11 protein-coding genes are annotated in these 14,559 nt (G+C 68.9%); 3 read left to right on the top strand and 8 right to left on the bottom strand.

Going from position 1 to position 14,559, the window contains the following annotated elements:
* Positions 1-8: 8 nt before the first annotated feature.
* The gene (gene nirB, locus AB4Z46_RS00715) at positions 9-2,465 is read right to left on the bottom strand and encodes a nitrite reductase large subunit NirB (protein ID WP_442281552.1); all 2,457 of its coding nucleotides are present in this window, start codon (positions 2,463-2,465) and stop codon (positions 9-11) included.
* A gap of 64 nt (positions 2,466-2,529) precedes the next feature.
* Between nirB and AB4Z46_RS00710 the strand changes: the two genes are divergently transcribed.
* Positions 2,530-4,239, top strand: coding sequence for a protein kinase domain-containing protein (locus tag AB4Z46_RS00710; RefSeq protein WP_442281551.1), 1,710 nt, complete (start codon positions 2,530-2,532; stop codon positions 4,237-4,239).
* 113 nt (positions 4,240-4,352) lie between these two features.
* On the opposite strand, the gene AB4Z46_RS00705 is transcribed toward AB4Z46_RS00710, so the two are convergent.
* The gene (locus AB4Z46_RS00705) at positions 4,353-5,621 is read right to left on the bottom strand and encodes an MFS transporter (protein WP_442281550.1); all 1,269 of its coding nucleotides are present in this window, start codon (positions 5,619-5,621) and stop codon (positions 4,353-4,355) included.
* Between the two features lie 254 nt (positions 5,622-5,875).
* Here AB4Z46_RS00705 and AB4Z46_RS00700 point away from each other — a divergent pair, with 254 nt between their 5' ends.
* Complete coding sequence (locus AB4Z46_RS00700) at positions 5,876-7,159, top strand: type IV pili methyl-accepting chemotaxis transducer N-terminal domain-containing protein (protein WP_442281549.1); 1,284 nt, start codon at positions 5,876-5,878, stop codon at positions 7,157-7,159.
* 46 nt (positions 7,160-7,205) lie between these two features.
* Here the strand turns inward: AB4Z46_RS00700 and AB4Z46_RS00695 are convergent, their stop codons facing one another.
* The 4 genes from AB4Z46_RS00695 to AB4Z46_RS00680 form a co-directional block, all read right to left on the bottom strand.
* A complete protein-coding gene (locus AB4Z46_RS00695; RefSeq protein WP_442281548.1) occupies positions 7,206-8,015 on the bottom strand; it encodes an ABC transporter ATP-binding protein in 810 nt (269 codons plus the stop codon).
* 55 nt (positions 8,016-8,070) lie between these two features.
* Positions 8,071-8,982 (bottom strand): nitrate ABC transporter permease, encoded by a 912-nt coding sequence (gene ntrB / locus AB4Z46_RS00690; protein WP_442281547.1) that lies wholly within the window; start codon positions 8,980-8,982, stop codon positions 8,071-8,073.
* Positions 8,983-8,992: 10 nt separating this feature from the next.
* A complete protein-coding gene (locus AB4Z46_RS00685; protein ID WP_442281546.1) occupies positions 8,993-10,237 on the bottom strand; it encodes a CmpA/NrtA family ABC transporter substrate-binding protein in 1,245 nt (414 codons plus the stop codon).
* A gap of 322 nt (positions 10,238-10,559) precedes the next feature.
* Entirely contained in the window at positions 10,560-11,837 is a 1,278-nt protein-coding gene (locus AB4Z46_RS00680; protein WP_442281545.1) for a nitrate- and nitrite sensing domain-containing protein, read from the bottom strand.
* Between the two features lie 86 nt (positions 11,838-11,923).
* On the opposite strand from AB4Z46_RS00680, the gene tsaD reads away from it, so the two are divergent.
* Positions 11,924-12,973, top strand: coding sequence for a tRNA (adenosine(37)-N6)-threonylcarbamoyltransferase complex transferase subunit TsaD (gene tsaD / locus AB4Z46_RS00675; RefSeq protein WP_442281544.1), 1,050 nt, complete (start codon positions 11,924-11,926; stop codon positions 12,971-12,973).
* Here the strand turns inward: tsaD and AB4Z46_RS00670 are convergent.
* Positions 12,921-13,715, bottom strand: coding sequence for an alpha/beta hydrolase (locus tag AB4Z46_RS00670; protein WP_442281543.1), 795 nt, complete (start codon positions 13,713-13,715; stop codon positions 12,921-12,923). The two genes, tsaD and AB4Z46_RS00670, sit on opposite strands and share 53 nt — an antisense overlap.
* Positions 13,716-14,154: 439 nt before the next feature.
* Positions 14,155-14,526: an Hsp20/alpha crystallin family protein gene (locus AB4Z46_RS00665; RefSeq protein WP_442281542.1), complete on the bottom strand. Its 372-nt coding sequence runs from the start codon at positions 14,524-14,526 to the stop codon at positions 14,155-14,157.
* Between the last annotated feature and the right edge of the window lie 33 nt (positions 14,527-14,559).

Genomic DNA, 14,559 nt, shown 5'->3' with positions numbered 1-14,559 from the left:
TCTTTCTTTCAAACGGTGTGGGCCAGCTTGTCGACCACCGCCACCGGCGTGAACTGCCGGACGTCGACCGAGGCCTGGCTCGACTCGAACCACGGGTCGGGCTCGCCGTCGAGCGCGAACTGCAGCCGCTCCCACAAGGTCTTGCGGCCCTCGGCGTCCTCGAGGATCTTCTTCTTCACGTGGTCGAGCCCGACGCGCCCGATGTAGTGCACCGTGCGCTCCAGGTACCAGCCTTCCTCGCGGTACAGCTGCAGGAAGGCGCCCGCGTACTCCATCACCTCCTCGGAGGTCTTCACCTTGACCAGGAACTGCGCCACCTCGGTCTTGATGCCGCCGTTGCCGCCGACATAGATCTCCCAGCCCGAGTCGACGCCGATCACGCCGACGTCCTTGATGCCCGATTCGGCGCAGTTGCGCGGGCAGCCCGAGACCGCCAGCTTGACCTTGTGCGGCGAGTACATCGCCCACAGCGCGCGCTCCAGGTCCTTGCCCAGCTGGGTCGAGTCCTGGGTGCCGAAGCGGCACCACTCGCTGCCGACGCAGGTCTTCACGGTGCGCAGCGACTTGGCATAGGCGAAGCCGGAGGGCATGCCGATGTCCTTCCAGACGTTCTCGAGGTCTTCCTTCTTCACGCCCAGGAGGTCGATGCGCTGGCCGCCCGTGACCTTGACCGTCGGGATCTTGTACTTGTCGGCCGCATCCGCGATGCGGCGCAGCTCGTCGGGCGTGGTGTGGCCGCCCCACATGCGCGGGATCACCGAATAGGTGCCGTCCTTCTGGATGTTGGCGTGGCTGCGCTCGTTGATGAAGCGGCTCTGCGGATCGTCCCTGGCCTCCTTGGGCCAGGTCGAGATCAGGTAGTAGTTGATCGCCGGGCGGCAGGTGGCGCAGCCGTCGGGCGTGCGCCAGCCGAGGTTGCGGTAGACCTCGTCGTGGGTCAGGTAGTGTTCCTTGCGGATCGCCTCGCGCACGTCCTGGTGGCTGACGTCGGTGCAGGCGCACACCGCCTTCTTCTTCGGCGTCGCCGAGTAGTCGCCGCCGGCGGTGAACATCAGGATCTGCTCGACCAGCCCGGTGCACGAGCCGCACGAGGCGCTGGCCTTGGTGTGCTTCTTGACCTCTTCGAGCGTGAACAGGCCGCGGTCCTTGATCGCCTTGCAGATGGTGCCCTTGGTGACGCCGTTGCAGCCGCAGACCTCGGCCTCGTCGGGCATCGAGGCGGCCTTGCTGTGGCCCTCGTGGCCGGTGTCGCCGATGTTCGATTCGCCGAACATCAGCTTGTCGCGGATGTCGTGCACGCTGCGGCCGTCGCGCAGGAGCTTGAAGTACCAGCTGCCGTCGACCGTGTCGCCGTAGAGGCAGGCGCCGACCAGCTTGTCGTCCTTGATCACCAGCTTCTTGTAGACGCCGCCGAAGGGGTCGCTCATCACGATCTCCTCGGTGCCTTCGCCGCCCATGAACTCGCCGGCCGAGAACAGGTCGATGCCCGTGACCTTGAGCTTGGTCGAGGTCAGCGAGCCCAGGTAGCGGCCGATGCCGAACTGCGCCAGGTGGTTGGCCGCCACCTTGGCCTGTTCGAACAGCGGCGCCACCAGGCCGTAGGCGATGCCGCGGTGGGCCGCGCATTCGCCGACCGAGTAGATCCGCGCGTCGGTCACGGTCTGCAGGGTGTCGCTGACCACGATGCCGCGGTTCACATGCAGCCGGGCGCGCTCGGCCAGCTCGGTGTTGGGCCGGATGCCGACCGCCATCACGACCAGGTCGGCCGCCACCTCGGTGCCGTCCTTGAAGCGGATCGCGGTGACGCGGCCTTCCGGGCCGCCGACCAGCTCCTGCGTCTGCGCGCCCATCAGGAACTTCAGCCCGCGATCCTCCAGCGACTTCTGCAGCAGCTTGCCCGCGACGTCGTCGAGCTGGCGCTCCATCAGCCAGGGCATCACGTGCACCACGGTCACGGTCATGCCGCGCAGCATCAGGCCGTTGGCCGCCTCCAGGCCCAGCAGCCCGCCGCCGATCACCACCGCGTGCTTGTGCGTGCGGGCGGTCTCGATCATGTAGTCGGTGTCGGCGATGTCGCGGTAGGCGATCACGCCCTTCAGGTCGCGGCCGGGCACCGGCAGCATGAAGGGGTTGGAGCCGGTGCACAGCAGCAGACGGTCGTACGCCGCTTCCGTGCCGTCCTCGGCGCGAACGATGCGCTTGACGCGGTCGATCTCGACCACCTTCTTGCCGGCGTGCAGCGTGATGTGGTTCTCGGCGTACCACTCCCAGCTGTTGAGCACGATCTCGTCGACCGTCTGCTCGCCGGCCAGCACCGGCGACAGCAGGATGCGGTTGTAGTTGGGGTGCGGCTCGGCGCCGAACACCGTGATGTCGTAGAGCTCGGGCTCGATCTTCAGCAGCTCTTCGAGCGTGCGAACGCCGGCCATGCCGTTGCCGACCATCACGAGTTTCATCTTCTTCATGGGGCTGGACCTTTCCTGGATTCAATCAAGCAGGGTGCCCAGGGCGCGCGTGGAGAATCGCGCCATGAGCTTTGAAGTGGACATCGGCTACAACAGCCAGCGCGGGCCGCGCGAAGTCAACGAGGACTTCGCCGGCACGGTGCATGCGCCGCCCGGCGAAGAGGCGCGTGGACTGATCGCCGCCATCGCCGACGGCGTGTCCACCGGCGGCCGTGGACTGGAAGCTGCGCAGACCACGGTGATGGGACTGCTGGCCGATTACTTCGCCACGCCCGACACCTGGGAGCCGACTGCCGCGCTGGACCGGTTGATCGGCGCCCAGAACGCCTGGCTGGCCGACCACAACAGGCGCCGGCAGGGCGGCGGCACCGCGCTCACCACGCTCACCGCGCTGGTGCTGCACGGCCAGAGCTACACGCTGGCGCACGTCGGCGACACGCGCGCCTGGCGGGTGCGCGAGGGCGGCGAGCCGGCCGTGGCGCTGACCCAGGATCACGCCTTCGAGCACCCGGACCTGCGCAGCCGGCTGACGCGCGCGATCGGCCTCGACGACCAGGTGCGGGTCGACTACCTGCAAGGCGACGTGCGCGTCGGCGACTGCTTCGTGCTGAGCTCCGACGGCGTGCACGGCGTGCTGAAGGCGCAGCAGCTGGCCCGGTTCGCGCTGCAGGGCACGGCGCTGGAGGGGAGCGAGGCGCTGGTGCGCGCAGCCCTGGCGGCCGGCACGCGCGACAACGCCACCGCGCTGGTGATCCGCGTCATCGGCCTCGATGCGCGCCAGCTCGACGACGAGCTCGGCGATGTCCGCCGGCTGGCGCCGCCGGCCGCATTGAAGGTGGGCGACTCGCTCGACGGCTACGTGATCACGGCCCGGGTGGCCGATAGCGGCGTGCACCTGCTCTATCAGGCGCGCCACCCGGTCACGCGGGAACTGGTCGCCCTCAAGACCTTGCATCCCTCGCGCGCCAGTGACCCGCAGGAGCGCGCCATGCTGGCGCACGAGGCCTGGCTGGGCCTGCGCGTCAGCGCGCGCGCCGACAGCGGCTTCGTGCGCGTGCACGAACGCGCCCAGGACGCCAGCGCGCTCTACGTGGTGTTCGACTGGCACGGCGGCAGGACGCTCGAGCAGCTGCAGAAATCCGGCCACCGCAGCAGCGCGGCCGAGGTGGTCGCCGCGGCCATCGCCGTCGCCAAGGCGCTGGGCCGGCTGCACCGGCACGGCGTGGTGCATCGCGATATCAAGCCGGGCAACCTGCACCTGGGCGAGGATGGCCGCTGGCGCATCCTGGACCTGGGTGTCGCGCTGTCCGGCCGCGAGGGCGCGGCGCAGCGCGAACTGCATGCCGGCACGCCGAGCTACATCAACCCGGAGCAGTGGGAGGGCGCCGGTGCCGATGCGGGGAGCGACCTGTTCGCGCTCGGCGTCACGCTCTACCAGTGGCTCGCGGGACGCCTGCCCTACGGCGAGATCGAGCCCTACCAGCTGGCGCGCTACCGGCGCGACCCGGCCGCGCTCTCGCGCATCCGCCCCGACGTGCCGGTCTGGCTCGACCACCTGGTGTGCAAGGCGGTGGCGCGCGATCCCCGCCAGCGCTTCGAGACTGCCGAGGAACTGCTGTTGGCGCTGGAGCGAGGTGCCTCGCGCCCGATCGGTGCGCCGGGCGCCACGCCCTTGATCCGGCGCGATCCGGCTGCGCTCCTCAAGATCGGGCTGGGCGTGTCGCTGCTGTTCAACGCACTGCTCGTGCTCTGGCTGCTCTTCTTGCCGAAATAGGCAGTCCCCCAGGCTCGCGCACTGCGTGTCGCTCTCCACCCCCTCGCCGGGGGCGATACCAGCGGCCCGGCGAAGCCGGTTCCGCGGCATCTCCGGCATCAGGATGGTGCGGTTCATGCGTTTCGGGCCTTGGGAGACTTCGTGGCATTCGCAGCCGCCGGGGGGTGCGCCACGACCCGGGCGCGGCCGCCCTTTTCGGCCCAGGTGCGGGTCCAGCGGATCTGCATCGCGCGCATCACGCCGAGCATCACCAGCGACAGCACGGCGAAGAAGACGAAGCCCCAGGTGTAGCTGCCGAGGTATTGCTTGGACAGGCCCATCGCATTGGGCACCAGTCCGCCGCCGAGGGCGCCGATCTCGCCGATCATCGAGCCGGCCACCGCGGTGCTGGCCGGCCAGCGCAGCGGCACCAGCTGGAACAGCGCACCGTTGCCCGCGCCCAAAGCCGCGAAGCAGACGATCAGCAGCAGCGTGGTGAGCACCAGCGACGCCGACGAGACGCCCACCAGCACCAGCCCGACCGCCACCACCGCCAACACCAGCGTCAGCGTGTTGACGCCGCCCCAGCGGTCGGAGATCCAGCCGCCGATCACGCGCACCGCGGCGCCCATGAAGGCCGCCAGCATCGTCAACTGGCCGGCCTGCACCTTGCTCACGCCGAACTGGTCGTAGTAGTAGGAGGGCAGGAAGGTGGTGAGGCCGATGAAGCCGCCAAAGGTGACGCCGTAGATCAGGCTGAAGACCCAGCCGTCCTTCTCGAACAGGCAGGCGATGTGCTCGCGGAAGCTGGCGTGGCTGTCGATGTCGGGCGGCTCCTTGGCGAACACGATCATCACGATCATCGGCAGCAGGATCGCGCCGGCCGCGACACCGTACACGCTCTGCCAGCCCAGCCATTGCGCCAGCGGCGGCGCCACCAGCACCGACACCGCGGTGCCGACGTTGCCGGCGCCCACCAGGCCCATCGCGAGCCCCTTGTGCTGCGGCGGGAACCAGCCCGAACCCAGCGACAGCGCAACACCGAAACTGGCGCCCGCGATGCCCAGCAGCACGCCCATGGCGAGCAGGTCGTTGAAGCTCTTCACCATGAAGAAGCCGAACAGCATCGCCACCGCGATCAGGCCCATCTCGACCAGGGTCGCGTTCTTGCGGCCGATGTACTGCGACAGGATGCCGAGCGGAAAGCGCATCAGCGCGCCCGCGATGATCGGCACCGACAGCATCAGCCCCTTCTGCGCCGGCGAGAGGTCGAAGGTCTCGCCGATGAAAGGCGCCATGGCGCCGTTGAGCACCCAGATGCAGCACGAGAACGAGAAGTACAGGAAGGCCGCGAACAGCGTCGGGCCGTGGCCTGAATGCAGAAAGGTCTTGAAGCTGGACATCGTGTTCAGTGCGAAATGCCGCGGCCCGGCCGTGCGAGGGCCGTGTCGTCGGACAGGGTTGGGGAGGTGTGGCCGCGGTGAAAGCCGGCGGCCTGACGGGTGTGCCCGGCCTTGGCGCTGCCGGACTGCGGGCAGGAACCTGCCGCTTCACCAAAGCGGTGCTTCGTTACACCGCGCCCTGAATCACGCAAAAGGTGTGCCAGGCGTCGAGCGCTCGCCTGGCCTATGCTTTGCATCGCTTGTCCCAACCCGCCGTGAACCCTCTTCTTGTCGTCCTGCCCCCCGAAACCGCCGATGGCGCGCTGCCCGCGGCGCTCGCGCAGGCGCTGGCCGGGTGCGGCATCGTGCCGGTCGGCTGCCTGGCCTGCGGCGACCTGGTGCGGCAGGCCGAGGCACTGGCGCCGCGACAGATCCTGGTCTGGCTGCCCGCGCCGGCGCCCGAACCGCTGCTCGAGGCGCTGCAGGCCTGGTCGGGCACGCCGCCTTGCGCCCTGAGCCTCGTCAGCGCGCCGCTGGACGCCGCCGTGCACGCGCAACTGGTGGCGCTCGGCGTGCACGCCTGGGCGCCGATCGAGCGGCTCGATGCACCGTCGCTCGCCGCGCTGCTGGTTCGTGCCCGGGCCCGCTGGCAGCGCGAGGCCGCGCTGCGCACCGAACTGGATGCTTCTCGCACCCGCCTGGACGAGCGCAAGTGGATCGACCGCGCCAAGGGCCTGCTGATGTCGGCGCGCGGCATCGGCGAGGACGAGGCCTTCGGCCTGCTGCGCGGCGCCGCGATGCACGCCAACCTGCGGCTCGGCGAGGTCTCGCGCTCGGTGCTCGAGGCCGCGCAGTGGGCCGACGCGATCAACCGCGCCGGCCAGCTGCGCATGCTGTCGCAGCGGCTGGTGCGGGTGGCGGCGCAGGCGCTGGCCGGCGTCGACGCGCGGCGCGCCCGGGTGCTGCGCACGCAATCCGCCGAGCGGGTGCAGCACAACCTGGATCATCTCGCCACCCTGGCGCTGGGCGAGGCCGGCACCGAGGCGCTGGCTCGGGTGCGCAGCGCCTGGCAAGACCTGGAAACGGCGCTGTCGGCGCGGCTGGCCGCGCCCGCGCTGCTCGGCATCGATGCGCGGGCCGAGGGCCTGCTCCTGGCCGCCGAAGCGCTGACCGATGCGCTCGAAGCCTCCGGCGCGCGCCGCGCGCTGCGCATCGTCAACCTCTGCGGCCGCCAGCGCATGCGCGCGCAGCGGCTGGCCAAGGACGCGCTGCTGGCGTCGGTGCTGCCGGCGGCGCGATCGCAGGACCGGCTGGCGTCGACCATGGACGAATTCGAAGCTGCGCTGCGGGAGCTCGAGGCCGCGCCGCTGAGTTCGCCCGAGATCCGTGCCGCGCTGGCGATCGCGCGCGACGAATGGCTCCACCTGATGCGCGGCGTGCGCGGCATCGACAGTGCCGAGGGCCGCGCGTCGCTGGTTCGCGCGAGCGACGCGCTGGTCGACACCTTCGAGCAGCTCACGGCCTCGTACGAGCACAGTCTGCAGGTCATCATGTCCTGACTCCCGGTGCGCGAGAGGCCGTGCAAGGGGCCGTGAGAGGGGCCGCTCAGGCCGCGACCTTCTCTACATGCGCCTGGCGCGTGTAGAGAAAGTCGATCACGGCCTTGCGCGCGTGCACGTAGACCGGGTCCTCGGCCAGCTCCACGCGGTTGCGCGGCCGCGCAATGTCGACCGCCAGCACCTCGCCGATGGTCGCGGCAGGGCCGTTGGTCAGCATCACGATGCGGTCCGACAGCAGCACGGCTTCGTCGACGTCGTGCGTCACCATCACCACCGTGCTGCGGGTCTTCTGCACGATCGCGAGCAACTCGTCCTGCAGCTTGGCGCGCGTGAGCGCATCGAGGGCGCCGAAGGGCTCGTCCATCAGCAGCACTTTGGGCTCCATCGACAGCGCCCGGGCGATGCCCACGCGCTGCTTCATGCCGCCGGAGATCTCGCCGGGGCGTTTCTGTGCCGCCGGCGTGAGCCCGACCAGCGCCAGCGCCGCCTCGGTCCGCGCCTTGAGCTGCGCCTTGTTCTCGGTCGCCGCGAACACGCGCTCGACGGCCAGGTACACGTTCTCGTGGCAGGTGAGCCAGGGCAGCAGCGAGTGGTTCTGGAACACCACCGCGCGCTCCGGCCCCGGGCCCTTGATCTCGCGGTTGGCGCACAGCAGCACGCCCTGGGTCGGCGCCGTCAGGCCGGCGATCAGGTTCAGCAGCGTCGACTTGCCGCAGCCCGAGTGCCCGATCAGCGTGATGAACTCGCCCTTGGCGACGTTCAGGTTGACGTCGCGCAGCGCCAGGAAGCTGCCCTTGGCGGTCTTGAAGCGTTGCTCGACCCCTTGGATCTCGATGTACTTCGAATCGTCATTCATTGGAAACCTCCGCGCGGCAGCGCTGCGGTGTTCGTCTTCGGAGCGGCCGTGCGACTCATGACTTCACCTCTTCGAACGTGAACGCGGTGGCGATCCTGATGAGCGCGAACTCGAGCACCAGGCCGACGATGCCGATGACGAAGATCGCGATGATGATGTTGGCGACGTTGAGGTTGTTCCACTCGTCCCAGACCCAGAAGCCGATGCCGACACCGCCGGTCAGCATCTCGGCCGCGACGATCACCAGCCAGGCGGTGCCGACCGCCAGCCGCACGCCGGTCAGCATGTAGGGCAGCACGGCCGGGAACAGGATCTTGGTAAAGATCTTCCACTCGCTGAGGTTCAGCACCCGGGCGACGTTCATGTAGTCGCTGGGCACGCGCTGCACGCCGACCGCGGTGTTGATGACCATCGGCCAGATCGAGCAGATGAAGATGGTCCAGATGGCCGCCGGGTTGGCGCCCTTGAACACCAGCAGCCCGATCGGCAGCCAGGCCAGCGGCGACACCGGGCGCAGCAGGCTGATCAGCGGATTGAACATGCGCGAGAGGAACTCGAAGCGCCCGATCGCGAACCCGGCCGGGATGCCGACCGCGGCCGCCAGCCCGAAGCCCAGCGCCACGCGCTGCAGAGACGAAAGCACGTTCCAGCCCACGCCCTGGTCGTTCGGCCCCTTGCTGTAGAACGGATCGCTGAAGACCGTGAGCGCCTGTTGCCAGGTGGCGAGCGGCGAGGGGAAGCCGGTGGTGCTCCTGAGCGCCACCAGTTCCCAGACCAGGACCAGCAGCGCGAAGCCCAGCAGCGGCGGCAGCACGCGCAGCCAGACGGCGCGGAAATCGCGAGGCACGCGGGGCGCGGGCTCGACCGCGGCAGGCGGTGGCGAAGCCGCCGGCCTGGCGACGCTCTTCGCTGCCGGCGGCATCACGGGCTGGGCGTCGAGCGGGGAGTGGAAGACGGCACTGACCATGGCGGGCTCCTCAGGCGTGGACCTTGAACGAATCGGCGTACTGCTTCGGGTTCTTGCCGTCCCAGACGACGCCGTCGAACAGCTTGCTGCTGCGCATCGACTCCTTCGGCACGGCGGTCTTGGCGGCGGCGGCGGCCTGCTTGTAGATGTCGATCTGGTTGATCTGCGTCGCCACCTGCAGGTAGTCCGGGTGCTCCTTGAGCAGGCCCCAGCGCTTGTGCTGCGTGAGGAACCACATGCCGTCCGACAGGTACGGGAAGCTGACCGCGCCGTCGTTGTAGAACTTCATGTAGTTGGGGTCGTCCCAGCTCTTGCCGAGGCCGTTGGTGTAGCGGCCCAGGATGCGCTGGTTGATCGCGTCCACGCTGGTGTTGACGTAGCTCTTGTCGGCGATGGTCTCGGCCATCTTGTTCTTGTTCTGCAGGCCGGCGTCGATCCACTTGCCGGCCTCGAGGATCGCGGCGGTCACGGCGCGCGCGGTGTTGGGGTACTTCCTGACGAACTCGCCGGTGGTGCCCAGCACCTTCTCCGGGTGGTCCTTCCAGATGTCCTGGGTGGTGATGGCCGTGATGCCGATGCCGTCCATGATCGCGCGCTGCCCCCAGGGTTCGCCGACGCAATAGCCGTCCATGTTGCCCACCCGCATGTTGGCCACCATCTGCGGCGGCGGCACGGTGATCACCTTGGCATCCTTCAGCGGGTTGATGCCGTTGGCCGCCATCCAGTAGTAGAGCCACATCGCATGGGTGCCGGTGGGGAAGGTTTGCGCGAAGGTGTACTCGGCCTTCTCGCCGGCCATCAGCTTGGCCAGCGAGGCGCCGTCGACCGCGCCCTTGTCGGCCAGCTTCTTCGACAGCGTGATCGCCTGGCCGTTGTTGTTGAGCGTCATCAGCACGGCCATGTCCTTCTTCGGGCCGCCGATGCCCAGGTGCACGCCGTAGACCAGGCCGTAGAGCACGTGGGCGAAGTCGAGTTCGCCGTTGACCAGCTTGTCGCGCACGCCGGCCCAGCTGGCTTCCTTGCTCGGCACGATCTTCACGCCGTACTTCTTGTCGATGCCGAGCACCGAGGCCATCACGACGCTGGCGCAGTCGGTCAGCGGGATGAATCCGATCCTGACTTCTTCCTTCTCGGGCTTGTCCGAGCCCTGGGCCCAGACGGCGGCCCGCAGCGCGGGGTCGAGCCCGACCACGCCCGCCGCGGCGGCCTGCAGCACACGGCGGCGACTCAGTTTGGGTTTCAGCGCATCGGTCATGGGGCGAACTCCGGAAGTGAAAAGTCGATTCGGAAAAACAAAAAGGCGTCCTCACCGCGCACGGGCTGCTCGAAGTCGAGCCCCTGCGGGATAAGGACGCCTTTGTCCGGTTCGGTGGGCCGCACCCGCCGTTGGATGCCACCTGCCTGAAGACCTTCGTCGGTCTATGCAATGAGCGACAGCAAGCGGCGTGCCAGCCCTGCGGTGCTATGAAAAGGAGAGCGTCGGCGGTCCATCAGGGCTTGTCATCTGCCGGATCTCGAGCGCAGTCTGCGTGCGGCGCGCTGCTTGTGCAGTGCACCATTTCGGACCTCCGACGCCCTCAGGAAGCCCTGTCGTCGGGCAGGTACTCGGCCATCGCGAGCACCGATTCGGCGACCTCGACCAGCCTCCGGCCCTGGTTCATCGAGGTCTGACGCAGCATCTTGTGCGCCTCCTCCTCGCTGATGCGCCGGTGCGCCATCAGCACGCCCTTGGCACGCTCGACCAGCTTGCGCTCGTTGAGCGCGGCGCGCACGGTCTCGAGCTCATCGGCCATGGCCTGCAGCCGGCGCGACTGCTCCTGGACCATGTCGAGGATGGAGCGTTCGAGTTGCTTGCCGTAGGGCGCACTGGCGGCCGGCGTGGCCGTGGCATCCGGCGTCGCCACCGCATCGAGGAAGAAATCCGCCGCGGCGCCGCCGGGGCCCTGCAGGCTGGCCAGCAGCGCCTCGTGCGCCTGCAACTCGGCGCGAGCCTGCGCCGTCTTCTGTTCGCAGAGCTGCCGCAGGTCGGCGGCCAACCGCTCCTCGACGGCCTGCATGGTGTCGATGCGGCGCGTGCAGCAGTCGAACCAGATCTGGCTCAGCTCGGTGTCGAGCCACGCGCCGGCCGGCGCGGCGCACGCGATGCGGCGCAGGCGCTCCTGTTCGGCAAGCTGCGCCGGCGCCGCGATCGAGGCCCAGAGCTCGCCCAGGCCGGGTGCGGAGAATTCAGCGAAGCGCTGGAAGCAATGCTCCTGCGACGCGATCAGGTGCAGCCATTGCTGCTGGCGCGCGCTGTCGTTGTAGCCCGAGGCGAAGGCCGCGGCGCCGCAGGCGCGCTCCTGGCCGGCGAACTCCTTGCCCTGCATGAAATTGAACAGCGCCACCAGCCGGCGCGAGATCTCGGGGTCGGTGGCGCCGTCGGCGGCCTCGAAGACCACTGCGATGAGGCCGGCGACCAGCTTGACGAAGGCCGCGGTCGAACGGCCGGCATCGAGCTCCATCGCGGCGATGCGCCGTCGCAGCGCGGGCAGGGCGTCCAGCCCCGGCAGCACCCAGGCGATGCGGCTGAAGAGGCGCGCGCCGTTGCCGACCCGGCCGCCTTCGGCATCGAGCTGGTCGAAGGCCAGGCGCACGGCTTCCTCGCGCCGCAGGCAGTCGGCGATCTGCGCCTCGCGCTGCAGCGCGAAGCGCTGGCCGCGCGACGCCAGAAAGACGTTGGAGATACCGCGCTCCCGCTGCAGCGCATGAACCAGGCGTCCGATCGTCGCCACCAGCTCGCTGGTGCGCGCGAGCTGCTCCAGCGCGTCGATTTCGCAACGCAGCGCGCCGACCAGGAAGCTCAATCCGGTTTTCATCGTGAAGTGTTCAGGGCCGCAAAGCCATCGTAAGGACATGCAGCAACATTCATGCCCCGAAAGCGTGCGAACCCTACACTCGCCGCATGCATGTACTGGGAATCGAATCCTCCTGCGATGAAACCGGCGTGGCGCTGGTCGAGGCCGGCGCCAGCGGGCTGCCGCGCCTGGCCGCGCACGCGCTGCACAGCCAGATCGCCATGCACCAGGCCTACGGCGGCGTGGTGCCCGAACTCGCGAGCCGGGATCACATCCGCCGCGTCCTGCCGCTCACCCAGGCGGTGTTCGACGAGGCTGGCCGGCGGCTGGCCGATGTCGACGTGGTCGCCTACACGCGGGGTCCGGGGCTGGCGGGGGCCTTGCTGGTCGGCGCCGGCGTGGCGTGCGCGCTGGGCGCCGCGCTCGGCAAGCCGGTGCTCGGCGTCCATCACCTCGAGGGCCACTTGCTGTCGCCTTTCCTGAGCGCCGACCCGCCCGAGTTTCCCTTCGTCGCGCTGCTGGTGTCAGGCGGACACACCCAGCTGATGCGGGTCGAGGGGGTGGGGCGCTACGAGCTGCTCGGCGAGACCATCGACGATGCCGCCGGCGAAGCCTTCGACAAGAGCGCCAAGCTGATGGGGCTGCCTTATCCCGGCGGCCCGTGGCTCGCGAAGCTGGCGGAGCAGGGCGACCCCGAAGCCTTCAAGCTGCCGCGTCCGCTGCTGCACAGCGGCAATCTCGACTTTTCCTTTGCCGGACTGAAGACCGCGGTGCTGACGCAGTCCAAGAAGCTCGGCGACCAGCTCGAAGCCCGCAAGCCCGATCTCGCCGCCTCGACGCAGGCCGCGATCGTCGAGGTGCTGCTGAAGAAATCGCTGGCCGCGCTCGAACAGACCGGCCTCGACCGCTTCGTGGTCGCAGGCGGCGTCGGCGCCAACCGGATGCTGCGCCAGCAGCTCGACGCGGCCTGCGCGAAGCGCGGCGTGCGCGTGCACTACCCCGAGCTGCACCTGTGCACCGACAACGGCGCCATGATCGCCATGGCCGCGGCGATGCGGCTTCAGGCCGGCGTGCAGGCGCCGACCGGGCACTATGCCTTCGACGTCAAGCCGCGATGGCCATTGGCGTCGCTGAGCGGGCAGCAGCAGGCCGCTTGATGGGCCCCCACACGCGCTCACTTAGTGTGGTCGCTGCCCCCCGAGGGGGCCGCCCGGCGTCGGCCTGAGTCAGGGACGGCAGCGGCAGCACTTCGAGCACCTTGCGCCAGAGCTGCGACCACTGCGGCCAGTCGTGGCCGCCTTCGGTGGTGAACACCCGGCCAGGCGGAAGCGCTTCGGCCAGCAGGTGGTGATTGGACGCGAAGCGATCGCTGAGCCCGAAGCCGAGATACAGCGGCGGCAGGTGCTCGGCGTGCCGCGGCGACGCGTACTGCTGGAGCCAGGGCCACAGCTTGCGGTCGACCTCCTCGTCCGGCGGCGGTCCTTCGGGCGCCTTCCAGGCGCGCAGGCCGCCGGCCTTGTGGATCTCGGCCCCGATGGGGCGACGTCCCAGGTAGGGCGCGAGGGCGACGATGCCGTCGACCGTGCCGGGCGTCGCCAACTCGTGGATCAGGGCCCCGAAGCCACCGATCGAAATGCCCACCAGCCAGATCGACGCATAGCCCAGCGCGCGTTGGGGCTGGATCACGTCGTGCTGCAGCCGCTCGATGAAGGTCTGGTCGTAGTAGTAGGAGACGTCGGCATCGACCAGCAGGGCGTCGGCCGCGAGTTCGCGCTCCCTGACGGCGCTGATGAATCCTTCGCGCTCGAATTCCTCCGGCTTCAGGAAAGCCCCGGGAAGAAACACCAGCAGCGTGTCGGACCGGGCATGGCTCTGTGCAAACTTCAAGTGCGTTTTCATGGGCGCTTCGATCGGGCGCCCGCCGCCTTCTGCCACTGCAGATGGACGATTTCGGGCGCTAATTAAGAAGAAAGCATTGAAAAATTCGTCACAGAACGTGACGAATTTCGCACTTATTGTGAGTCAGAAACAAGTCAGGCAGGCATCAAAAAAGTTACTAAAGGACTTTTTTTGCTCGCCCCCAGGTTGCCCGGCACTTCGTGTCCGGGCGCCCACCCCCTGCCGGGGGCGCAGTCAGCGGCCCGGCAAAGCCGGTTCCGCGACTGCCCACCAACGGGCGCGCCGCGCGCGGCCGAAGAACAATCACTGCCTCTCTTCTACCGGCCGGCGCAGCCAGGCCCGTTGGTGAAACACCGCGGAACCGGCTTTGCCGGGCCGCTGGTGTTGCCCCCGGTAGGGGGTGGGCGGCTACACGAAGTGAGCCAACCTGGGGGGGAGCTCAGCCGATTTGAAGTTGCGCGACGTTGCTGACCGGAACCAGCTTGCCCAGCTTGAGGCTCAGGACCCCGTTCTCGAGCTTGGCCTCGCTCGCGGCGACGTCGATGTCCTGCGGCAGCTCATAGGCGGCCTTGAGCTGGCGTTTGGCTTCGGCCTTGCTCTCGATGCGGACCACGGCGCCTTCGATGCCGATCGTCAGGTCGTCGCGCGACAGGCCGGGCACGTCGAGCGTGAGGGTCCAGGTCTTCTCGTCCTGCTCGATGTTGAGCGAATGCTGCGCACCCGAGAAGGCTTGATTGACGAAGCGCTCGAGGCTGCGGTCATAGGCGCGCGGAACGAAGCGGGCGGTGCGGACTGCGGGGGCGAAAAACATGATGAAACTCCTGGGCTGAGTGATGACTTTCGG

This window comes from Variovorax sp. M-6, assembly GCF_052114385.1.
GTDB lineage: Bacteria > Pseudomonadota > Gammaproteobacteria > Burkholderiales > Burkholderiaceae_C > Variovorax.
This window is presented reverse-complemented; position numbering and strand designations above follow the sequence as displayed.

Excerpts from the sequence above, each read along its gene's own strand:
- nirB (WP_442281552.1), bottom strand. The coding sequence starts at position 2,465 with ATGAAGAAGATGAAACTCGTGATGGTCGGCAACGGCATGGCCGGCGTT.
- AB4Z46_RS00710 (WP_442281551.1), top strand. The coding sequence starts at position 2,530 with ATGAGCTTTGAAGTGGACATCGGCTACAACAGCCAGCGCGGGCCGCGC.
- AB4Z46_RS00705 (WP_442281550.1), bottom strand. The coding sequence starts at position 5,621 with ATGTCCAGCTTCAAGACCTTTCTGCATTCAGGCCACGGCCCGACGCTG.
- AB4Z46_RS00695 (WP_442281548.1), bottom strand. The coding sequence starts at position 8,015 with ATGAATGACGATTCGAAGTACATCGAGATCCAAGGGGTCGAGCAACGC.
- ntrB (WP_442281547.1), bottom strand. The coding sequence starts at position 8,982 with ATGGTCAGTGCCGTCTTCCACTCCCCGCTCGACGCCCAGCCCGTGATG.
- AB4Z46_RS00685 (WP_442281546.1), bottom strand. The coding sequence starts at position 10,237 with ATGACCGATGCGCTGAAACCCAAACTGAGTCGCCGCCGTGTGCTGCAG.
- AB4Z46_RS00680 (WP_442281545.1), bottom strand. The coding sequence starts at position 11,837 with ATGAAAACCGGATTGAGCTTCCTGGTCGGCGCGCTGCGTTGCGAAATC.
- tsaD (WP_442281544.1), top strand. The coding sequence starts at position 11,924 with ATGCATGTACTGGGAATCGAATCCTCCTGCGATGAAACCGGCGTGGCG.
- AB4Z46_RS00670 (WP_442281543.1), bottom strand. The coding sequence starts at position 13,715 with ATGAAAACGCACTTGAAGTTTGCACAGAGCCATGCCCGGTCCGACACG.
- AB4Z46_RS00665 (WP_442281542.1), bottom strand. The coding sequence starts at position 14,526 with ATGTTTTTCGCCCCCGCAGTCCGCACCGCCCGCTTCGTTCCGCGCGCC.